Raw genomic sequence first — 19,943 nt, 5'->3', positions numbered from 1 at the left:
CGCTGACAAACCGTCCACCCACCACGCCTCAGGCGGACGCGTGGGCGCAGACGTCCGGCTTCAGGTCAAGGAGTGGCGTGCCGTCGAGGCAGTCGAGGCCACGCACCAGCACATGTGTGCCCTCCACGCCCACACGTTCCACCACGGACGAGGCGATGGGATTGGGGCGGACGGGAGAGCGCAGGGAAAACGTGCCGGCCAGCTTGCCCCTATGGCCGGGGCTCTGGAGCACCAAGTCGCGGCGCGCCTCGTGCATCCAATAGAGCACCTGAAGGCGCGGCGTGTCGACGAGGCCTTCCAGCGCCTGCGCCCAGCGCAGGTCGATCTCCAGTCGGCAGACCGGTCCCGCCACCGGATCGCCCCGCCGGGGGCAGTCGGAGCGGCGCGTCCAGGGCGTGCGGATGCGGCCGATGAAATAGACGCCGGCATCGAAGGCCTGCGGTAGCGCCACCTTCACCTCGCCGGCGCGCATGCCCACTTCCAGAACATCCGCCGCCGTTTCCGTTCCAACGCCACTCATGCCTTGTCCTCCGTGCCGGGCGCATCATAAACCACAGCGCACGCCTGCCGAGGCCCGTGGCCGCGGCAAAACACCGGAGCTTGCCATGCAGCCGTCCCGCGACATCAGCCGCCTCATCGAGATCATGGCGCGGCTGCGCACGCCGGTCACGGGCTGCCCGTGGGACCTGGAACAGGACTTCTCCACCATCGCCCCCTACACCATCGAGGAAGCCTATGAGGTGGCCGACGCCATTGCGCGCGGCGACAAGGCGGATCTGGCGGACGAACTGGGCGACCTTCTGCTCCAGGTGGTGTTCCACGCCCAGCTCGGCCAGGAGGAAGGCAGCTTCGACTTCGGTGACGTGGTGGAGGCCATCACAACCAAGCTCATCCGCCGCCACCCCCATGTCTTCGGCGAGGCTCGCGATCTGCCGCCCGAGACGGTGAAGGTCATGTGGGGGCAGATCAAGGCGCAGGAGAAGGCTGAGAGGGCTCAGCGCCGCATCGCAGCCGGCCTCCCTGCCGAGCCGCCGGCCCGCATCCTCGACGGCATCCCGGTGGGCATGACGGCCCTCACCCGCGCACTGAAGCTCCAGGAGAAAGCGGGCAAGGTGGGCTTCGACTGGAACGATGCCCGCCAGGTGCTGGCCAAGATCCGCGAAGAGACAGACGAGGTGGAGGAAGCCCTCGACGCCGAGGACCATCAGGGCCTTCAAGGGGAGGTGGGGGACCTGCTCTTCGCTGTGGTGAACCTTGCCCGCCACGCCGGGGTGGACCCGGAGGCCGCCTTGCGGGCCACCAATGAGAAGTTTACCCGCCGCTTCGGCCATGTGGAGGACAGCCTCACCGCCCAGGGCCGCCATCCGCAGGAGGCGAGCCTCGAAGAGATGGAAGCCCTGTGGGTGGAGGCGAAGGGCTTGGAGCGGCCCTGAACGCTCCAGGCAAAAAGTGCGGGCCGGATGTCGGCGCAACCGCGTCAGCCGCGTTCTTGGGACATGGCCGTTCAAGGCCGGCCCCCAAGAGGAGACGATGCGATGCGCGTGATGGTGATCGTGAAGGCGACGGCGGACAGCGAAGCCGGCATCCTGCCCGCGCCCGAACTGCTGGAAGCCATGATGGCCTTCAACGAGGAACTGGTGAAAGCCGGCCTGATGCTGGCGGGCGACGGCCTTAAGCCCTCCTCCGCCGGCAAGCGTGTCGCCTTTGACGGGGCGAACCGCCTGGTGATGGACGGCCCCTTCGCGGAGACCAAGGAGCTGATCGCCGGCTATTGGCTGTGGCAAGTGCGGGACATGGACGAGGCCATTGCCTGGGTAAAGCGCTGCCCCAACCCCATGCCGGGCCCGAGCGAGATCGAGATCCGCCCGCTTTACGAGATGGACGACTTCGCCGAAGTGGCCACGCCTGAAGTAGCGGCCAGCGATGCGCGGTTGCGGGAAAAGCTGGGCGGCGCCTGAACCGCGCCACGTCAAGGGGCGGGGAGACCCCCGCCCTCAGGCCTCGTGCACCCGATCAGGGCCGAAGCGACGCGTCACCAGAGGCGCCCGCTCGGGCAGAATGCGCAGTGCCACGCGCATGACGCCATCGGGCTCCGTATGGCGCTCCAGCACTTCGCCATGGCGATAGAGCCAGCCGAGGCCTTCGCCATCCTCCGGCGCCAGCGTGACATCCAGGGTCACGCGGCCGGCGGTGATATGGCCTTCCACTAGGTCCAGAAGCGGCCCGGTTCCCTCGCCCGTGAGGGCGGAAACGAGCACCGGCCGGTGGCCTTCCTCGGCGCGGACCGCGACGTTGAAGATCCGCTCGCGCTCCTCATCCGGCAAGGCGTCGATCTTGTTCCACACCTCGATCACCCGTCCGCCGCTCTCCGCGTCGATGCCGAGATCGGAAAGCACATCCTTCACATCCTCGGCCTGGGCGTCGGTGTCGGGATGGGAGATGTCGCGCACATGGAGCACCACGTCGGCCTCGATCACCTCTTCCAGCGTGGCGCGGAAGGCCGCGACGAGCTGGGTGGGCAGCTCGGAAATGAAGCCCACCGTATCGGACAGGATGATGCGGGTGCCGTGCGGCAGGTCGACCGCGCGCAAGGTCGGATCGAGGGTGGCGAACAGGAGGTCCTGCGCCATCACCTCAGCCTTGGTGAGGCGATTGAAGAGCGTGGACTTGCCCGCATTGGTGTAGCCCACCAGGGCCACCACCGGGTAGGGCACGCGCTTGCGGCTTGTGCGGTGCAGGGCGCGGGTGCGCTTCACCTGCTCCAGGTCCTTCTCGATGCGGATGATGCGCTCGCCGATCTGGCGGCGGTCGGCCTCGATCTGGGTCTCGCCGGGACCGCCGAGGAAGCCGAAGCCGCCGCGCTGGCGCTCCAGATGGGTCCAGGAGCGCACGAGGCGCGAGCGCTGATAGTTCAGGTGCGCCAGTTCCACCTGCAGCGCGCCTTCCTTGGTGCGCGCCCGGCGGCCGAAGATTTCCAGAATCAGGGCGGTGCGATCCACCACCTTGGTGGACCATGCCTTTTCCAGGTTGCGCTGCTGCACCGGGGACAGCGCCGCATCGAAGAAGACGAGGCCGATGTCCTCGGCCGCGACGATGCCGGCGATCTCCTCCACCTTACCCGAACCCAGATAGGTGGCGGGCTTCACCTCGGCCAGCGGCACGAGGCCCCGATAGACCACCTCAAGATCGATGGCGAGGGCGAGGCCAACGGCCTCTTCGAGACGCGCTTCCGGAGTGCGCCGCTCGGCCGTGCCGCGCGGCGCTCGCTTGCTGAAATAGGGTGTGACGACGGCGCAGCGCGTGGGCGGCGCCTGTCGATCAACACCCTTTCCGCCGACGCCCGGAGCGCCCTTAGCGGTTCCAAATTCCAATGCGTGTTACGCCTTCTCCGTGTCGTCCGTGGGATCGAACAACTGAACCGGGTGTCCCGGCATGATGGTGGAGATGGCGTGCTTGTAAACAAGCTGCGAGTGGCCATCGCGCCGCAGCAACACGCAGAAATTGTCAAACCAGGTGACGACACCTTGCAGCTTGACGCCGTTCACCAGGAAGATGGTGAGGGGAGTCTTGTTCTTGCGGACATGATTGAGAAACGTGTCCTGCAGATTTTGTGTGCGTTCCGCCGCCATTTTCGTGTCCGTTTCTTCGGCGTTGCCCCACCCTCCCCCAAGGCCGGTGCCGGCTTCGGAGCGAGCGGGAATTGATAAGCTAAAATGGCACAGGGAAAATTGCACGCAACATTATTTTGCCCCGCAGCATGGGCATGATGCACCGCATCAGGCGGAAGCCTCTGCAAAACGATAGAATTCCTCGCGCAGCCGGCTCACCACCGGACCCGGCTTTCCATCCCCCACCACGGCACCGTCGAGCTTCACAACCGGCACCACGATGTTGGACGCCGATGTAAAGAAAGCCTCCCGCGCCGCCCGCGCTTCCGCCAGGGTGAAGGCCCGCTCCTCCAGCTTCAGCCCGGCCGCAGCCAGGATGTCCAGGATCACCGCGCGGGTGATACCCCGCAGGATGCCATGCTCGGCTGGCCGGGTGACCACGATACCATCTGCGGTCACGATCCAGGCATTGGTGGAGGACCCCTCCGTCACCTCGCCCTTGGCATCCACGAACCAGGCTTCCTTGGCGCCGGCTTCCTTCGCCGCCTGCTTGGCGAGCACGTTGGGCAGGAGGCCGACGGTCTTGATGTCCACCCTGTCCCAGCGATTGTCGGGAACAGTGATGACGCCGACACCGGCATCCGCGGCCTTGTCCCGCTTCACGGGGTCCGCGGAGCGGGAGGTGACGATCAGGGAAGCGGGAATGGGCTTATCAGGGAAGGCGTGGTCCCGCCGCGCGATGCCGCGCGTGACCTGAAGATACACGATGCCGTCCCGCACCCGGTTCTGCCGCACCGTTTCGCGGATCACCACCGACAGGGCGGCGCGCGTCATGGGCGGGACAATGCGCAGTTCCGAGAGCGAGCGGTCCAACCGATCCAGGTGACGGCGCTCATCGATCAGACGGCCGGCGCGCACCTCGCACACTTCATAGACGCCGTCGGCAAACTGGAAGCCACGATCCTCCACATGGATGGTGGCGTCGCGATGGGGCACGTAACGGCCGTTCACATAGGCAATGCGGGACATGGGGGTGAGACTCACTTGCGCCAGACGGCGAGATGAAGAAGGACGAAAAGACCGACGGTTTCGAGACGGCCGGCAATCATGGCAAAGGCCGCCGCCAGCATGGACCAGGGCGGCAGGGTGGCCACCGGCGGCCAGCCTGCGCCCGAGGCATCGTAAATCGGCCCGGTATTGGTCAAAGCCGCGACTGCGCCCGTCAACGCGGCGTCAAAGGAGGGCATGGAGGTGCTCATGAGAAGGAGCACCACGGCGAGCGCGCAAACCACCGCCAGCAAGGTCACCCATATGCCCCGCATGGCTGAGCCAACGCCCCCCTCCCCGGTGCGCATCGGCTGTACCAGATTGGGCGACAGCAGGCGCAAAAGGTCTCCCTGTGCCCGCAGCACCAGAGCCCGGATGCGGAAGACCTTCAGACCCGCCGCCACGGACAGCGCGCCGCCCCCCGCGAGCGCCAGGATGAGCTGGAGGGAGCGCGGGATCTCCTCAAACGTTCCCGCCTCGGGCGGAATGCCGCTCGTGGCGATCAGGGAAGCGGCGGCGAAGAGGCCGGAATTAAGCGCTTCGCCCGCCGGGATGACCGAAGGCAGCCGATAGATGATCACGCCGAGAAAGACGCCTGCCACCAGCCAATAGCCCAGCAGGAGCAGGCTCTCGGATTGTTCGGGCGCAGCATGGATGCGCCGCCCCACCAGCGCCTTGTGCCAGCGCACCGAAGTGGCGGCCCACAGAAGGAGCGGCATCATCATCCACCGCGTGGCCGTTCCCGCCTGGATCGCCTCGCGCGCCTCGGGCGGCAGGTGCGCGCCGGCCGAGGTGACCGCGCTGGCAATACAAAAGGCCACATAGGGCCCATGTCCGGCCAGCAGCATCGCCAGGAAAGCAACGCCGGTGGCCCCGGCATAAAGCGGGGTCACCTCCCGCAGAGCGGCCAGTGTCTCCACCGCCTGCACCGCATCGAGCGGATGGGCGGCCCGGTTGGGCAGCCCGCCGATGGAGGCCGGCGCCAGCACCGCGATGGCGCACACGATGGTCAGGAGCCCGCCGGACCATTGCAGCAGCGCAAGCCACGCGAACAGGCTGCGCGGTCCGCGATCCACCATGGTGAAGCCGGTGGTCGTGAAGGCGGACAGGGCCTCGAACCACGCCCGGCCCAGCGGCAGGTCGGCCGCATAGGCGATCACGGGCGCCGCCATCAGGGGGACCAGCAGCCAGAGGCTCGCAAGGGCCAGGAAAACCTGGAACCGCCTCAGCCGTCCGCCGAGGCCGGCGCTGGCAAAGCGCATGGCGCCGGCGAGGAAGATGCAGGCGAGTGCCGTCGCCAGGAAGGCGGGGGCGAGCCCCTCCCCCCAGCGGGCCGACACCAAGGCGGGCAACAGGCTCGCGATGCCGGTCCATGCCAGCGCCACGGCGAGGAGGCGGACGATGGACGCCATGGCGGGATCGTTCTCAGAAGAATTCGAGGCTAACGCGGAACAATTGCTCCACGCGCTTGATCTGGTTGGACAGGGCGAACAGGATCACGCGGTCCTGTGCGCGCACCACCAGGTCGCCCGTGGGCAGGATCACCTCCCCGTTGCGCACGATGGCCCCGACGCGCAGCCCCTCCAGGAGGTCGATGTCGCGCAGCGGCCGTCCGACGAGGGGTGAGGTCTCCAGCGCCTCGGCCTCGATCATCTCGCCGGCGCCCTCCAGCAGGGAATGCACGCCGCGAATGCGCCCGCGCCGCACATGCTGCAGCACCTTGGAGACGGTGATCTGACGCGGATTGACGTGCGCGTCGATGCCGAGCCCCCGGGCGAAGGCCGCATAGCCCTGCTCGTTCACCAGCGACAGGATGCGCCGGGCACCAAGCTGCTTGGCCAGCAGGCAGGACAGGATGTTGATGCGATCGTCATTGGTCAGCGAAATCATGGTGTCGGCATCGGGCACGCCGGCTTCGTCCAGAATCTCGCGGGCGAGCGCGTCCCCGTTCAGCACCACGGCCCGATGCAGCACCTCGGCCACCACCTGGGCCCGCTCGCGCGAGCTTTCGATCAGCTTGATCTTGGCTGCGCTGTTCCGCCGCTCCAGTTCCTGCGCCACGTAGAGCCCGATATTGCCGCCGCCCGCAATGACGATGCGCTGGCCGGGGATCTCGTCATGACCGAAAATGGAAAGCGTGCGCTTCACCTGGCCCGCGGCGGCGACGAAATAGGCGACATCGCCCGCCTGAACGGCATCGGTGCTCTTGAGCACCACCGGTTTGCCGCCCCGCTGTACCGCCACGATGGTGGCCTGGAGATCGGGAAAAAGCTGGGTCAGCTCGCGCAAGGGCGTGTCCAGGATGGGGCAGTCCTCGGCGCAATAGACGCCCGCCACCACCACCGCCCCGTCGGCGAAGTTCACCGTATCAATGGCGCCTGGCAGGGACAGGCGCCGCAGAACCATCTCGCCCACCTCCACCTCGGGGGAGATGATGACGTCGATGGGCAGGTGATCGCGCGAGAAGAGGTCCCGCCATTCCGGCTGCAGATAGGTCTGGGCGCGGACGCGGGCAACCTTGGTGGGCACATTGAACAAGGCGTGTGCCACCTGGCAGGCGACCATGTTCACTTCGTCATGGAGCGTGACGGCGATGAGCATGTCCGCCTGTTCAGCCCCCGCCTTGGCGAGCACGTCCGGATGGGAACCGTGGCCGACCACGCCGCGCACGTCCAGTTGCTCGGTCGCGAGCTGGATGCGCCGCGGGCTCGCATCGATGATGGACACGTCGTTCTGCTCACCCGCGAGGCGCTCGGCGATGCCGAACCCGACCTGCCCCGCTCCGCAGATGACGACCTTCATGGACGATTCCCCCACTCCTTGACCGAGATTAGCCGTTCGCCGCCGCCGCGCATACAGGCTGTTCCGTCACGTCCGGTGACCGTGCACCGGACGGATCGTCGTCAGCCCACGCCCAGCGCCTTGAGCTTGCGATGGAGGGCGGACCGCTCCATGCCGACGAATTCGGCTGTGCGCGAGATGTTGCCGCCGAAGCGGTTGATCTGGGCGGAAAGATATTCCCGCTCGAACACCTCGCGCGCCTCTCGCAGCGGCAAGCCCATGAGATGCTCGCCGCCATTGCCGTTGGGCAAGGTGGGCACCAACGCACCCACATCGGGGGGCAGCATGGAGGCGGTGACGATGGCCTCCGGATCTCCACCCGCCAGGATCAGCACCCGTTCCACATTGTTGCGCAGTTGGCGCACATTGCCGGGCCAGTCGTGGGACTGGAGCACAGCCATGGCATCCTCGGCGATGCGTCGGCGGGCGAGCCCCGTGGTCTGGGAAATCAGTTCAATAAAGAAATCCACGAGGTCGGGAATGTCTTCCCGGCGCTCGGCCAGCGGGGGCACGCGAATCGGCACCACCGAGAGGCGGTGATAGAGGTCCTCGCGGAACCGTCCCGCGGCGATCTCCTCCTCCAGGTTGCGGCCGGTGGAGGAGATGATGCGCACGTCCACATTCACCTTGGCGGTGCCGCCGATGCGGGTGAAGGTCTGTTCCACCAGAACGCGCAACACCCGGTTCTGGGTCTCGCGCGGCATGTCGGCCACCTCATCCAGGAAGAGCGTGCCGCCATGCGCCTCCTCCAGCGCGCCCCGGCGCGCCTCCCGTCCCTCCCCGGCCTCGACCCCAAACAACTCGAACTCCAGCCGCTCCGGGGTGATGGCGGCGGCATTGATAACCACGAATGGCCCCCGCGCCCGGGCCGAGGACGCATGGATCAGGCGCGCGGTCAGCTCTTTGCCCGAGCCTGAGGGACCGATAATGAGGATGCGCGAATTGGTGGGGCCGACCCGGTCCACCGTGGCGCGCAATTGCTGGATAGCGCTGGAACGGCCCACCATGGTGTGCGGCTGGGTGAGCTGCTTCAGCTCCTTGACCTCGCGACGCAGGCGCAAGGTCTCAAGCGCGCGCTCGGTAACCACCACCAAGCGGTCCGCATTGAAGGGCTTCTCGATGAAGTCATAGGCGCCGCGCTTGATGGCGGCCACCGCCGTCTCGATGTTGCCGTGGCCGGAAATCATCACCACAGGCACATCGGGATGATCGGCCTTGATGGTGTCCAGCAATTCCAGCCCGTCCATCCGGCTGCCCTGGAGCCAGATGTCGAGAAAGATCAGGTTGGGCCGACGGCTGGCAATGGCGGCCAGCGCGCTGTCCGCGTCGCGGGCGGTGCGCGCCGTATAGCCTTCGTCCTCCAGGATGCCGGCCACGAGGCCGCAAATGTCGGCTTCGTCGTCGACGATGAGAATGTCGTGGGCCATGGGTCAGGCTCCCTTGGAGGATGAGGAGGCGGCGCCTTCGGCGGTCGCGTCGCTCGGGCCGGCTTGCGTGGGAGCGGCCGGGGCGGGAGGGGAAACGGGGTCTGCGGTGTCGGCGGCGGAAACCGTCGCCGACTTGCTGGCGGCCTCGGCCATCTCGGCGCCATCGGGCGCGAGGGCCGTTCTTGGAGCGGGTTTGGGCGCTGCCTTGGGCGTTGCCTTGGGGGCGGGCTTGAGCGCCTCCACAGGAGTGCCGTCGGCGCGCAGCCGCAGGCGGATCCAGGCACCCCGGCCCTCGGGCGCATCGTTCAATTCGATGCCGCCGCCATGCTCTTCCATAATCTTGCCGACGATGGCGAGGCCAAGGCCCGTGCCCTTCTCGCGGGTGGTCACGTAAGGCTCCAGAAGGCGGTTCCGGCTTTCCTGGGGAAGTCCGGTGCCGTTGTCGATGACGTCCACGATCAGGTCTTCTCCTGCGCGCACCGCGCTGACGCGGACCCGGCCCTTGCCGCGCTGGTCGGCGGGCACGGCCTCGATCGCCTCGGCGGCGTTCTTGATGATGTTGGTCAAAGCCTGGGAAATGAGGCGCCGGTCGAAGCGGGCGGGAAGCTCCGGCGGCACGTCCGCCTCGAAGCTCACGTCCGGATGCCCCACCCGCATGAGGAAAATGGTCTGCCGGATGGTCTCCGCCAAATCCTGGCTGTCCACGACGGGCTTTGGCATGCGGGCGAAGGACGAGAACTCGTCAACCATGCGCCCGATGTCGCCCACCTGCCGGATGATGGTGTCGGTGCACTGGTCGAACACGTCCCGATCCTGAGTGATGTGCTTGCCGTATTTGCGCTTGAGCCGCTCGGCGGACAATTGGATGGGGGTCAGCGGGTTCTTGATCTCATGGGCGATGCGCCGGGCCACGTCCGCCCAGGCGGAGGTCCGCTGGGCGGCGATGAGGGCGGTGATGTCGTCGAGCGTCACCACCCAGCCATGGCTCCCCTCGCCCGACTGCTCGGTGGTGAGGCGGACGGTAAACACCCGCTCGCGCCCCTCCCGGTTGACGGTGATGGTGCCCTGAACGGTGCGCTGGCGCTCGTCGGCCTTGGCCTCGGCGATGAGATGCTCAGCCTCCGGCACCACATCCGAGAGAATCTGGCCCAGCACCTCCGGCTCCTTCATGCCCAGGAGCCGCTCCGCCGAACGGTTGAGGATGGTCACCTTCAGCTCGGCATCGATGCCGATCACCCCCGCCCCGACGCCCGAAAGCACCGCCTCGGTGAAGCGGCGGCGGCTGTCCATCTGGTCGTTGGCGCGCAACAGCGCGTCTCGCTGCTGGCGCAGCTCGGCGGTCATCTTGTTAAAGGTCTCGCCGAGCGCGGCGAGATCGCCCTCGGAGCGGTAGACCGGCACCTGAACGTCCAGATTTCCGGCGGCCACATGGTCGGCGGCGGACATGAGCCGACGGATGGGGGCCACCAGCCATTTGGAGAAGTTCAGTCCCAGCCATACGGCAGACAGGAGCACGATCAAGGTGATGACCGTGTACATGAGCGCAAACGCCACCTGGACGCCGAAGCGCCGCTCTTCCAGGCTCTCATAGTCGGCCAGCGTGTCGCGGGTCGCCTTCAAATAGCCGATCACGCGCGGGTCGATGGGGCGGGCCACGTAGAGATAAAGGTCGTCATAGTCCCGCAGCTTCACCACCGCGCCCACATAATCGGCGTCGGAGGGCAAGTAGATGACGGGCTGCTCCACCGTCGCCTCGCCGATGGCAATGTTGCTGGGCACCAGGAATTCCCGCCCCGCATTGATCTGGGCGCGCTCAATGACCTTCAGGTCTTTGTCGATGATGACGGACCCCGGCAGGTTTCGCAGCGCCGCCTGGGCGGTCAGGATCTGGCGGAAGCGTTCGCGGTCGGTGTCGAACAGGGGCTTGAGGCGGGTCAGGTCATTGCCCATGGCCAGAACGTCGCCGCGGATATTCAGCGCATGCTCACGCACATAGGTCTGCGCCACCTGGACGGCGCTCGCCACGATCTCCCGGGTGCGCACCGAGAACCAGCGGTCGAGCCCCCGGTCGAGGGTGAGGCTCGCCACCACCGCCACCAGGATTGCCGGCACCACCGCCACGATGGCGAAGAGGCTGACGATGCGCACATGAAGGCGGGCGGCGGCGCGGCCCCTCCGGCGGGCGCGCATGATGCGCCACACTTCCCGGCCCACCATGACGGACAGCACCGCCACGGCCAGCGCATTGCCCGCCAGCAGTCCGATGACCACCTCATGGGTGGGCACGACCGGCGTCAGGCCCATCAGGATGAGAAATGTGGCAAGGGCTGAAATCAGCGCCAACAGCACCATGAGCGGCGCGAAATAGCCGAAGCCCATGCCTGAATTGACGCCGAAAGGACTGCCTTCCGTGCGGTCGTGCGAGGTCAGGCTCATGTCTTCCTTCACCGCTGTGGCGCCGCGAGTCGCTGCGCACTGATGCAGTGGAACGACACTGGTGCAAAAATGTGACAGCGGTCCAGCCCGCAAGATCTATTTCGCGAACCGGCGAAAAAGTGCCAGGCCTGTGGATGACTTAAGACGAAGCATACCGCAGGGGCAGTGTCGGCCACCGCCCCTTCCTTCACCTCAGCGCGCGGGCCGAGGCACACCGTCCGCGCGGACGTCGCCGCGCCCTTGCGCCATCAACGGGAGGTGCGGATCACCTGGATGTCCAGGTCCCTGATCTTCTTGCGCAAGGTGTTCCGGTTCAGGCCGAGCAGTTCGGCCGCCTTGATCTGGTTGCCTCGCGTGGCGGCCAGCGCTGCCGACAGGAGGGGATATTCCACGTCCCGCAGGATGCGATGATAAAGGCCGGGAGGAGGAAGGTCCTCCCCGAAGCCGCCGAAATAGGTGTTGAGATGGCGCTCCACGGAGGCACCGAGGGTGGCATCCACCGGCCCGTCCTCGGACAGGGCGCTCGGCTGCGGCTCGGAAAGTTCCGCCTCGATGATGGAGGGGGTGATGATCTCCTGCGGGTAGAGCGCGGCGAGGCGCCGCACCAGATTCTCCAGCTCGCGCACATTGCCCGGCCAGCGATAGCGCTTCAGCCGGTCGAGGGCGCCGCTATCGATCTGCTTGGCGGGCAAGCCCTCCCGCTCGGCTTGCAGGAAGAAGTGCCGCACCAGGTCAGGCACGTCCTCCGAGCGCTCGCGCAGCGGCGGCAGGCGCAGGGGCACCACATTGAGGCGGAAGAACAAATCCTCTCGGAACAGCCCCTGCTGGATGAGGGTGCGCAGGTCCTTGTTGGTAGCGGCGATGATGCGCACGTCCGTCTTGATGGGCGTGCGTCCGCCCACCGTCGTATATTCGCCCTGCTGGAGCACGCGCAGGAGGCGGGTCTGCGCCTCCATGGGCATATCGCCAATCTCGTCCAGGAACAGCGTGCCGCCCTCGGCCTGCTCAAAGCGGCCGGGATTGCGCGTGGTGGCGCCGGTGAACGAGCCCTTCTCGTGGCCGAACAGCTCGCTCTCGATCAGGTCGCGCGGGATGGCTGCCATGTTGATGGCGACAAACGGGCCGGAGCGGCGCTTGCCGTAATCGTGCAGCGCGCGGGCCACCAGTTCCTTGCCCGTCCCGCTCTCGCCCGCGATCATCACCGTAAGGTCAGTCTGCATGAGACGGGCGAGCAGGCGGTAGATTTCCTGCATGGCGGGCGAACGGCCCACCAGCGGGATATTCTCGTTCTCCTCCAGGCCATGGGCCCGGTGGTCGGCCTTCTTGGGCTCCGCCAGCGCGCGGCCGACGATGGAGATCAGCTCCTTCAGGTCGAAGGGCTTGGGCAGATATTCGTAGGCGCCACGCTCCGAGGCGCGGATGGCGGTCATGAACGTGTTCTGCGCGCTCATGACGATGACCGGCAAATCGGGCCTTGCCTTCTTGATGCGCGGCAGCAGGTCGAAGGCATTCTCGTCCGGCATCACCACGTCGGTGATGACGAGATCGCCGTCGCCCTGGCTGACCCAGCGCCACAAGGTGGCCGCGTTGCCGCAGCTGCGCACCTCGTAGCCGGCGCGCGAGAGCGCTTGATTGAGCACCGTGCGGATCGCGGCGTCGTCGTCGGCGACCAGGATGCTTCCGGTGGGCATGGATACCTCAGTTCTGGTCAGAGGCGGCGCTCTTGCCGCGATACATGGGCAGGAGCACGCGGAAGGTGGTGCGGCGGGGCTGGCTGTCACATTCGACGATACCGCCATGGTCGCCGATGATCTTCGCCACCAATGCAAGGCCGAGGCCACTGCCGGTGGGCTTGGTGGTCACGAACGGGTCGAACAGATGGGGCAACAGGTCGTCCGGAACGCCCTTGCCATTGTCCCGGACGCAGAATTCCAGCGGCAGGCTGACCCGCGAGGAGGCGCCGGGAACGGTCAGCCGCACGCCCGGGCGGAAAGCGGTGGTCAGCTGGATTTCGCCATCCGTGTCCGGCTCGATGGCCTCGGCGGCGTTCTTCACGAGGTTCAGGAACACCTGGATCAACTGGTCGCGATTGGCGAGCACCGGCGGCAAGGAGGGGTCATACTCCTCCACGAACTTGATGTGGCGGGCAAAGCCGGACGAGGCCAGCGTCCGCACGTGCTCCAGAACCGCATGGATGTTCACCGGCTCGCGCTCGATGGGCCGCTCGTCGGAGAACACCTCCATGCGGTCCACCAGCTTCACGATGCGGTCCGCCTCGTCGCAGATGAGACGGGTGAGCGCCCGGTCCTCGTCGCCCGCCGACTGCTCCAGAAGCTGGGCGGCGCCGCGGATGCCGGACAGGGGGTTCTTGATCTCGTGCGCCAGCATGGAGGCGAGCGCGCTCACGGAGCGGGCGGCACCGCGATGGGTGAGCTGGCGGTCCATCTTGTCGGCGATGGTGCGCTCCTGGAGCATCACCACCACATGGCCGGGCCGCTCGGCGACCGGCGCCACATGAATATCCACCACCCGCTCGGTGCCGTTGCGGGGGGTGCCAAGATCCACGCGATATTCGTTCACCGGGGCGCCGCGCGCCCGCACCTGGTCGATCAGGCCCAGAAGGGGCGTGCCGAAAGGCAGGAATTCCTCGAAAGCACGCCGCCGGAGCACCGGAAGGCTCACCTCGAAAAAGGCCTCCGCGGCGACGTTGGCGTCGACGATCTGCCCGGTCTCGGAGAGAGTGACCACTGGATGGGGCACGGCATCCAGGATGGCGCGGGTGAAACCGGCATCGGGTTCGGGGCGGCGCTTCATCTCGGCTTTCATGCGGCAGCCCTCCAGCTGAGATCGTCAAAGGCATCCACGATGCCGGCCTTGACCATGTTCGCATCCTCCATGGTCAGAAGGCGGGCACGCCACGCCTTCACCCATTCCGCCGGACGCCCGGCGGTGTGTGCGCCCGCCTCCAGCGCCCAGCCCACATGCTTGCGCGCCTGCCGCACGCCGGGCGCGGCGCCGTAGAGCGAAAGCCAGCCCTCGAACAGCTCCAGCAGCACATCCCGCTGCTCCGAGAGCGCCGGCTCCGGCGGTTCGATGCCAGTGGCAAGAAAGGCCGCCACGCGACCGGGAAACCAGGGCCGGCCCTGCGCGCCGCGTCCGATCATCACGCCGTCGGCGCCGGAGGCGTCGAGCATGCCGGGGGCATCGGCGCAGCGTGTGAGGTCGCCATTGGCGATGACCGGGATGCTCACCGCCTCTTTCACCGCCCGGATGGCGGCCCAGTCGGCCGAACCGGTATAGAATTGGCAGCGGGTGCGGCCGTGAATGGTCACGAGGGCGATGCCAATCTCCTGCGCAAGGCGCGCCAGATGGGGAGCCACCGTCTCGCTCTCATCCCAGCCGAGGCGGGTTTTCAGCGTGACCGGCACCTCGACCGCCGCCCGCACAGCCTCCAGGATCGCCACCGCGAGCGGCACGTCCCGCAGCAGGGCCGAACCCGCCGCGCCCGTGGTCACGCGCTTGGCGGGGCAGCCCATATTGATGTCGATGATGTCGGCGCCCTGCCCTTGGGCGAATCGCGCCGCCTCCGCCATCCAGCGGGGATCATTGCCGGCCAGCTGCACCGCATGGAGAGCGTCACCCGAGCGGGCGGTCTTCAGGCCCATCTCCACATGGCCGTCGAGCAGGGCCTCGCTCGCCACCATCTCGGACACGACGAGCCCCGCCCCATAGCGCAGCGCCATCTCGCGCACGGGCGCATCGGTGATACCAGCCATGGGGGCGAGCAGCACCGGGTTCGGCAGCGCATGCGAGCCGATTCGCACGGGAGAGGAAGAAAGAAGCGCGTTTGCTTGCACAGAAATTAGGCCACCTAACGAGTGCCTACATTCTAGACATTCATTCTGCCCATGCAAGGGCACGCTGAACGAATGCTCGGCTCGCCCCTTCGGCGCGCGTCCTGCCCCATGGTCAGAAGGCCGTCTTTCCCCTTGCGCGGAGCTTGTGGCAGCTGTTCAAGGGGCGGACTTTTCTGCCGGAAATGGACCATCGGTCATGGAATGTGCCGTCATCATCGTGGCCGCCGGGCGCGGCTCCCGGATGGGCGGGGACGTGCCGAAGCAATACCGCAAGCTGAACGGTGAGAGCGTCATGCGCCGCGTGCTGCGGCTTTTTTGCGACCATCCGGACATCGCAACGGTCCAGGTTGTGATTCATCCCGATGATGCGGCCCTGTTCGCCGAGGCTGGCGCGGGCCTCCCCAAGCTGCTGCCCCCGGTGCCGGGCGGCGCCGAGCGGCAGGATTCCGTGCGAGCCGGCCTTGACGCCCTCGCTCCCCATAATCCGGATGTGGTCCTTGTCCACGATGCGGCCCGCCCGTTCACCTCGGCTGCCCTCATCTCCCGCGCGGTGGAAGCAGGCGCAACGTTCGGCGCCGCGGTGCCCGGCGCTGCCGTCACCGACACAATCAAGATGGTGGATGCGCGCGAACAGGTCACCGCAACGCCTGCCCGCGCATCCTTGCGCGCCGTGCAGACGCCACAAGCCTTCCATTATGAAAGCCTGCGTGCCGCCCATCTGCGGGCGCAGGCTGAGAAGATTGCCGGCCTCACTGACGATGCGGCCGTCGTGGAATGGGCAGGGCACCCGGTAACCGTGTTTGAAGGGGAGACCAGCAACGTGAAGCTCACCCACCCGGAGGATCTGGCCCATGCGGGCGGATCGCGGCCCCTCAGTGATGTGCGCACCGGCACCGGCTTCGATGTGCACGCCTTCGGCCCCGGCGACCATGTGATCCTGGGCGGCATCGCCCTGCCCTTCGACAAGGGTCTGGACGGCCACTCGGACGCGGATGTGGGGCTCCATGCGCTGACCGACGCCGTGCTCGGTGCGCTGTGCGACGGCGACATCGGCGCCCATTTCCCGCCCTCCGACCCGCAATGGAAAGGCGCCACCTCCGACCGCTTCCTGGCGTTTGCCGCTGAAAAGGTGCGCGCCCGGGGCGGGCGCATTGCGCATCTGGACCTCACCCTCATCTGCGAGGCCCCCAAGATCGGCCCGCACCGAGAACCCATGCGGGCGCGCATTGCCGAGATTGCCGGCGTGCCGGTGGAGCGAGTGAGCGTGAAGGCCACGACCACCGAGAAGCTCGGCTTTGCCGGCCGCCGGGAAGGCATCGCCGCCATGGCCGCCGCCACCATCCGCTTGCCGGAGGACGAAGCATGATCGACGCCGACATCTATGCCGCTGCCGAGCGCGTGCTCACTCTCTGCCGCGCGGCTGGCCTCACCCTCGCCACGGCCGAATCCTGCACGGGCGGCCTCGTTGTCGGCGCCCTGACGGCGGTGGCGGGCTCCTCGGACGTGGTGGACCGGGGCTTCGTCACCTATTCCAACGCGGCCAAGATGCAGATGATCGGCGTGCCCGAGGCGACACTGGCCGCTTTTGGCGCGGTCAGCGAGGAGACTGCCCGGGCCATGGCGGAAGGCGCCTTGGCGGCGGCGGGCGTCGGGGTCAGCGTCGCCATTACGGGCGTGGCAGGGCCGGGCGGAGGCTCCCCGGAAAAGCCGGTGGGCCTCGTCCATTTCGCCAGCGCCCGCAAGGGCGGGACGACCCGCCATCACGAGATGCGCTTCGGCCCGCTCAGCCGCGACGAGATCCGCCGCCGCTCCGTCCTGGTCGCCCTCGACATGCTGGCTGAGGCGGCGGGCTGAGGGTCAGACGCTCTCGGCGTAGCGCTCGTAGGCCACTTCCACGGTCAGGATGTGGGCCCGCATGGCGGTTGCGGCCTCGACCTTGTCGCCGCGCAGGATGGCGGTGACCACCTTGTCGTGCTCCGCATAGGACAGGGCAAGGCGGCCGAGATTGCGGAACTGCGCCCGGCGGAAGGGTTGCAGGCGGGCGCGGGTGGCGAGCGTCAGCTCGCAGAGATAGTCATTATGGGCGCCGCTATATAAGAACGTGTGAAAGCGGTCATTCAGGAAGGTGTAGTGGGTTTCGTCCCCTCGCCGGGTGAGATCGGCCAGATCCGCATGGATGGCCTGGAGCTGGCCCCGTTCGGACGGCGTCATGTGGACGGCGCACAGGCCCGCGCAGAGCGCCTCCAGCTCCGCCATCACCTCGAACATGCCGCGCAGCCGGTCGAGGGTGGGCTTGGCCACCAAGGCGCTGCGATGGGGCCGGGTTTCCACGAGGCCTGAGGCGGCGAGATCCCGGATGACTTCGCGGACTGGCGTGCGGGACACGCCATAGCGCTTGGCGATGTCCATCTCCTCCAGCGGCGTGCCAGGCGCGATGCGCCCGCGGACGATGTCATCCGCGATCTGCAGCCGCAATTCCTCCGTGCGCGTGACGGCGCGCACCGCCACACGGCGGCGACGGGTGCGGGGCGGACGCTCTGCAGCGACGGGAGAAGGAGCCAGGGTGGACATGATACGCAAAACCTACCGGGATTCTTGGGGGAGGCGAAGCGCGGGACATACCGGACCCGCGCCACGCGGAACGTTCAAGTGGGGTCTGGAATGACGCTCACATGAGCCGCCACCACCCGCCAGCCCTCGGGAAACCGCACCCAGGTCTGCTGCTGGCGCCCCACCTTGCCGGGCGCGTTCTCGCGCGCGAAAAGGGTCGAGGCCACGGCCATGTCGTGGCCGTAGGTGGTGATGACGGTGCGTTGCCGCTCGCGCATCAGACCCACGGCGGAGCGGGCGCGGCGGAAGGCGCGGATCTCGTCCATGCCATAGAGGTTTTCGCCGCCGCCATAGCGGATGGTGGTGGGGTGGTCGTGGAAAAGCGCCTCCAGCGTCTCCACGTCATTGGTCACGAGAGCCTGCTCGTATCGCTCGAAAGCCGCCGTGACCTCGGCCACCACGTCGGGAAGGTTAATTTCCACGCTTGTCCTCACAGCTTGGCCACCGGCGCCCGGCAGACACCGGCCTGCCACAGCGCCTCGGCGACACGCAAAACCACGTCCTCGCGCCAGGGCGCGCCGATGACCTGCACACCCAGTGGCAGCCCCTCGTCCAGCCACACCGGCACTGCCGCCACAGGAAGGCCGATGAAGGAGATGGGCTGGGTGAAAATCCCAAGATTGGGACGCACCAACATCGTCTCGCCATCCAGAACGAACGTCTTCTGCCCGAGTTCCGGCGCCCGGCAGGGCGTCGAGGGGGCCAGGATGACATCCACTTCCTCGAACAGCTTGAGCACCTGCGCCCGATAGACCCGCCGGAACTTCTGCGCCGCAGCGGTCCAGGCGGCGGGAATGGCAAGGCCGGCGATCAGGCGGTCCCGCACGGCGGGGTCATAATCACCGGCGCGGGCATGGAGGCGGCGGGCATGGAGGGCGGCGCCGTCTGCCGCCGTAATCACATAGGCGGCGGCCCGGGCGCGGGCGGCCTCGGGGATCTCAACCGTGCGGCTGGCACCAAGCGCGGTCGCCACCGCGTCCACGGCGGCGAAGGCCTCGGGCATGCCCTTGGCGCGGAAATAGCCGCCGGCCACCGCCACCCTCAGACCGCCAAGGCCCTCCGAAAGCCGGGCGGCCGTGGGCTCGAAAGGACGGGGCATGAGGCAGGGATCGGCGGGATCCTCCCCCTGCATGGCATCATAGGCGAGCGCCAGGTCCTGCGGGCAGCGGGCGAAGGGGCCGAGATGATCGAAGGCGGAAACAAAAGGGAAAGTGCGGGCGCGCGACAGGCGCCCATAAGTGGGCTTCAGCCCGAAGATGCCGCACAGGGCCGAAGGCACCCGGATGGAGCCGTTGGTATCGGAGCCAAGCGCCAGCGGCACCTCGCCCGCCGCCACGGCCGCCCCCGAGCCGCCCGAGGAGCCGCCGGACATATGGCCCAGCGAATGCGGATTGCGAGACGGTCCATCATGGGCATTTTCCCCCGTGAAATCATAGGCATATTCGCCCATGTTCAAGCCGCCGACGAGGATGGCGTCCGCCGCCTCCAGCCGCTCCACCAAGGTGGAGTCCTGGGTGGCAGGCGAATGGGTGCGGTTGATGAGCGAACCGGCACGGGTGGGCAGGCCGGCAATGTCGAACAGGTTCTTCACCGCGAAGGGCACGCCTGCGAGGCGGCCCAGTTCGTGCCCGGCGGCGCGGGCGGCATCCACCGCATCCGCTTTGGCGCGGGCCCGCTCCGTGGTGACGTCGGTGAAGGCATTCACCTGCGGTTCCAGCGCGGCGATGCGCTGGAGGCTCGCCTCCAGCACCGCGCGGGCGCTGACCTGGCCGGATTTCACCGCGGCCGCGATCTCATGGGCGGGCGCGGTGGCGAGGGCGGCCGCATCCGCGGCGGTCGGCGCGGGTGCGGCCGGATCGAAAGGCTCAAGCATGGAGGCGCTCCGCTCTCAGGGCCGATAGACCGGCGCGGGGTCGCACTCGTCGCCCACGTCATAGGCCATGACGAAAGCGGCGGCGTCCGCGATGTTGCGCAGATAGGCCATGGCTTCCCGGTGCCATTCCGGTTCCACGGAAATGGCGAAGGCGCCGATGGCGCCGTCCAGGAGGCGCTCCAGATCGCGCTCCTCGGCTGCTGGCACGGGCGTGAAGGGATCGGACATCCGCATCTCCTTGGGA

At 67.5% G+C, this 19,943-nt stretch carries 19 protein-coding genes; 4 read left to right on the top strand and 15 right to left on the bottom strand.

Annotated features, from left to right (window positions below; translation table 11 throughout):
- Nucleotides 1–28: 28 nt before the first annotated feature.
- A complete protein-coding gene (locus J5J86_RS12370) occupies nucleotides 29–520 on the bottom strand; it encodes an SAM-dependent methyltransferase (RefSeq protein ID WP_209098342.1) in 492 nt (163 codons plus the stop codon).
- Nucleotides 521–605: 85 nt separating this feature from the next.
- Between J5J86_RS12370 and mazG the strand changes: the two genes are divergently transcribed.
- A complete protein-coding gene (gene mazG / locus J5J86_RS12365; protein WP_209098340.1) occupies nucleotides 606–1,433 on the top strand; it encodes a nucleoside triphosphate pyrophosphohydrolase in 828 nt (275 codons plus the stop codon).
- A gap of 102 nt (nucleotides 1,434–1,535) precedes the next feature.
- Nucleotides 1,536–1,958: a YciI family protein gene (locus tag J5J86_RS12360; RefSeq protein WP_209098338.1), complete on the top strand. Its 423-nt coding sequence runs from the start codon at nucleotides 1,536–1,538 to the stop codon at nucleotides 1,956–1,958.
- Nucleotides 1,959–1,994: 36 nt separating this feature from the next.
- Here J5J86_RS12360 and hflX read toward each other — a convergent pair whose 3' ends face one another.
- The 10 genes from hflX to dusB form a co-directional block, all read right to left on the bottom strand.
- Nucleotides 1,995–3,371 carry a GTPase HflX gene (gene hflX, locus J5J86_RS12355; protein WP_209098336.1) on the bottom strand — a complete coding sequence of 459 codons (1,377 nt, stop codon included), beginning with the start codon at nucleotides 3,369–3,371 and terminating at the stop codon, nucleotides 1,995–1,997.
- Between the two features lie 6 nt (nucleotides 3,372–3,377).
- Nucleotides 3,378–3,629, bottom strand: a complete 252-nt coding sequence (gene hfq / locus J5J86_RS12350) for an RNA chaperone Hfq (RefSeq protein WP_209105373.1) — start codon at nucleotides 3,627–3,629, stop codon at nucleotides 3,378–3,380.
- Nucleotides 3,630–3,776: 147 nt separating this feature from the next.
- The gene (locus J5J86_RS12345) at nucleotides 3,777–4,637 is read right to left on the bottom strand and encodes a D-amino-acid transaminase (protein WP_209098334.1); all 861 of its coding nucleotides are present in this window, start codon (nucleotides 4,635–4,637) and stop codon (nucleotides 3,777–3,779) included.
- Nucleotides 4,638–4,648: 11 nt separating this feature from the next.
- Nucleotides 4,649–6,067 (bottom strand): TrkH family potassium uptake protein, encoded by a 1,419-nt coding sequence (locus J5J86_RS12340; protein ID WP_209098332.1) that lies wholly within the window; start codon nucleotides 6,065–6,067, stop codon nucleotides 4,649–4,651.
- Nucleotides 6,068–6,080: 13 nt separating this feature from the next.
- Nucleotides 6,081–7,457, bottom strand: coding sequence for a Trk system potassium transporter TrkA (gene trkA / locus J5J86_RS12335; RefSeq protein ID WP_209098330.1), 1,377 nt, complete (start codon nucleotides 7,455–7,457; stop codon nucleotides 6,081–6,083).
- Nucleotides 7,458–7,558: 101 nt separating this feature from the next.
- Entirely contained in the window at nucleotides 7,559–8,923 is a 1,365-nt protein-coding gene (gene ntrX / locus J5J86_RS12330; RefSeq protein WP_209098328.1) for a nitrogen assimilation response regulator NtrX, read from the bottom strand.
- A 3-nt stretch (nucleotides 8,924–8,926) separates the two neighbouring features.
- Nucleotides 8,927–11,359 (bottom strand): ATP-binding protein, encoded by a 2,433-nt coding sequence (locus tag J5J86_RS12325; protein WP_446698615.1) that lies wholly within the window; start codon nucleotides 11,357–11,359, stop codon nucleotides 8,927–8,929.
- Nucleotides 11,360–11,607: 248 nt separating this feature from the next.
- Nucleotides 11,608–13,050, bottom strand: a complete 1,443-nt coding sequence (gene ntrC / locus J5J86_RS12320; protein WP_209098308.1) for a nitrogen regulation protein NR(I) — start codon at nucleotides 13,048–13,050, stop codon at nucleotides 11,608–11,610.
- A gap of 7 nt (nucleotides 13,051–13,057) precedes the next feature.
- The gene (locus J5J86_RS12315; protein WP_247657567.1) at nucleotides 13,058–14,185 is read right to left on the bottom strand and encodes a two-component system sensor histidine kinase NtrB; all 1,128 of its coding nucleotides are present in this window, start codon (nucleotides 14,183–14,185) and stop codon (nucleotides 13,058–13,060) included.
- Entirely contained in the window at nucleotides 14,182–15,135 is a 954-nt protein-coding gene (dusB, locus tag J5J86_RS12310; protein ID WP_209098306.1) for a tRNA dihydrouridine synthase DusB, read from the bottom strand. The genes J5J86_RS12315 and dusB overlap by 4 nt, the downstream gene beginning before the upstream one ends.
- A gap of 277 nt (nucleotides 15,136–15,412) precedes the next feature.
- On the opposite strand from dusB, the gene J5J86_RS12305 reads away from it, so the two are divergent.
- The gene (locus J5J86_RS12305; protein WP_209098304.1) at nucleotides 15,413–16,582 is read left to right on the top strand and encodes a bifunctional 2-C-methyl-D-erythritol 4-phosphate cytidylyltransferase/2-C-methyl-D-erythritol 2,4-cyclodiphosphate synthase; all 1,170 of its coding nucleotides are present in this window, start codon (nucleotides 15,413–15,415) and stop codon (nucleotides 16,580–16,582) included.
- Nucleotides 16,579–17,070 carry a CinA family protein gene (locus J5J86_RS12300; protein ID WP_209098302.1) on the top strand — a complete coding sequence of 164 codons (492 nt, stop codon included), beginning with the start codon at nucleotides 16,579–16,581 and terminating at the stop codon, nucleotides 17,068–17,070. Before J5J86_RS12305 ends, J5J86_RS12300 begins: the two co-directional genes overlap by 4 nt.
- Before the next feature lie 3 nt (nucleotides 17,071–17,073).
- Here the strand turns inward: J5J86_RS12300 and J5J86_RS12295 are convergent, their stop codons facing one another.
- The 4 genes from J5J86_RS12295 to J5J86_RS12280 form a co-directional block, all read right to left on the bottom strand.
- On the bottom strand, nucleotides 17,074–17,787 hold the full coding sequence (locus tag J5J86_RS12295; RefSeq protein ID WP_209098295.1) for a GntR family transcriptional regulator: 714 nt from the start codon (nucleotides 17,785–17,787) through the stop codon (nucleotides 17,074–17,076).
- A 74-nt stretch (nucleotides 17,788–17,861) separates the two neighbouring features.
- Nucleotides 17,862–18,248 (bottom strand): oxalurate catabolism protein HpxZ, encoded by a 387-nt coding sequence (gene hpxZ, locus J5J86_RS12290; protein ID WP_209098293.1) that lies wholly within the window; start codon nucleotides 18,246–18,248, stop codon nucleotides 17,862–17,864.
- Between the two features lie 8 nt (nucleotides 18,249–18,256).
- Nucleotides 18,257–19,699, bottom strand: coding sequence for an AtzE family amidohydrolase (locus J5J86_RS12285; RefSeq protein ID WP_209098291.1), 1,443 nt, complete (start codon nucleotides 19,697–19,699; stop codon nucleotides 18,257–18,259).
- Nucleotides 19,700–19,714: 15 nt separating this feature from the next.
- Entirely contained in the window at nucleotides 19,715–19,927 is a 213-nt protein-coding gene (locus tag J5J86_RS12280; protein WP_209098289.1) for an AtzG-like protein, read from the bottom strand.
- Nucleotides 19,928–19,943 lie beyond the last annotated feature (16 nt).

Origin of the sequence: Aquabacter sp. L1I39 (assembly GCF_017742835.1) — a bacterium.
In the GTDB taxonomy this organism is placed as follows: Bacteria; Pseudomonadota; Alphaproteobacteria; order Rhizobiales; family Xanthobacteraceae; genus L1I39.
Note: the sequence above shows the minus strand (reverse complement) of the source record. Positions and strands in the feature narration are given on the sequence as shown.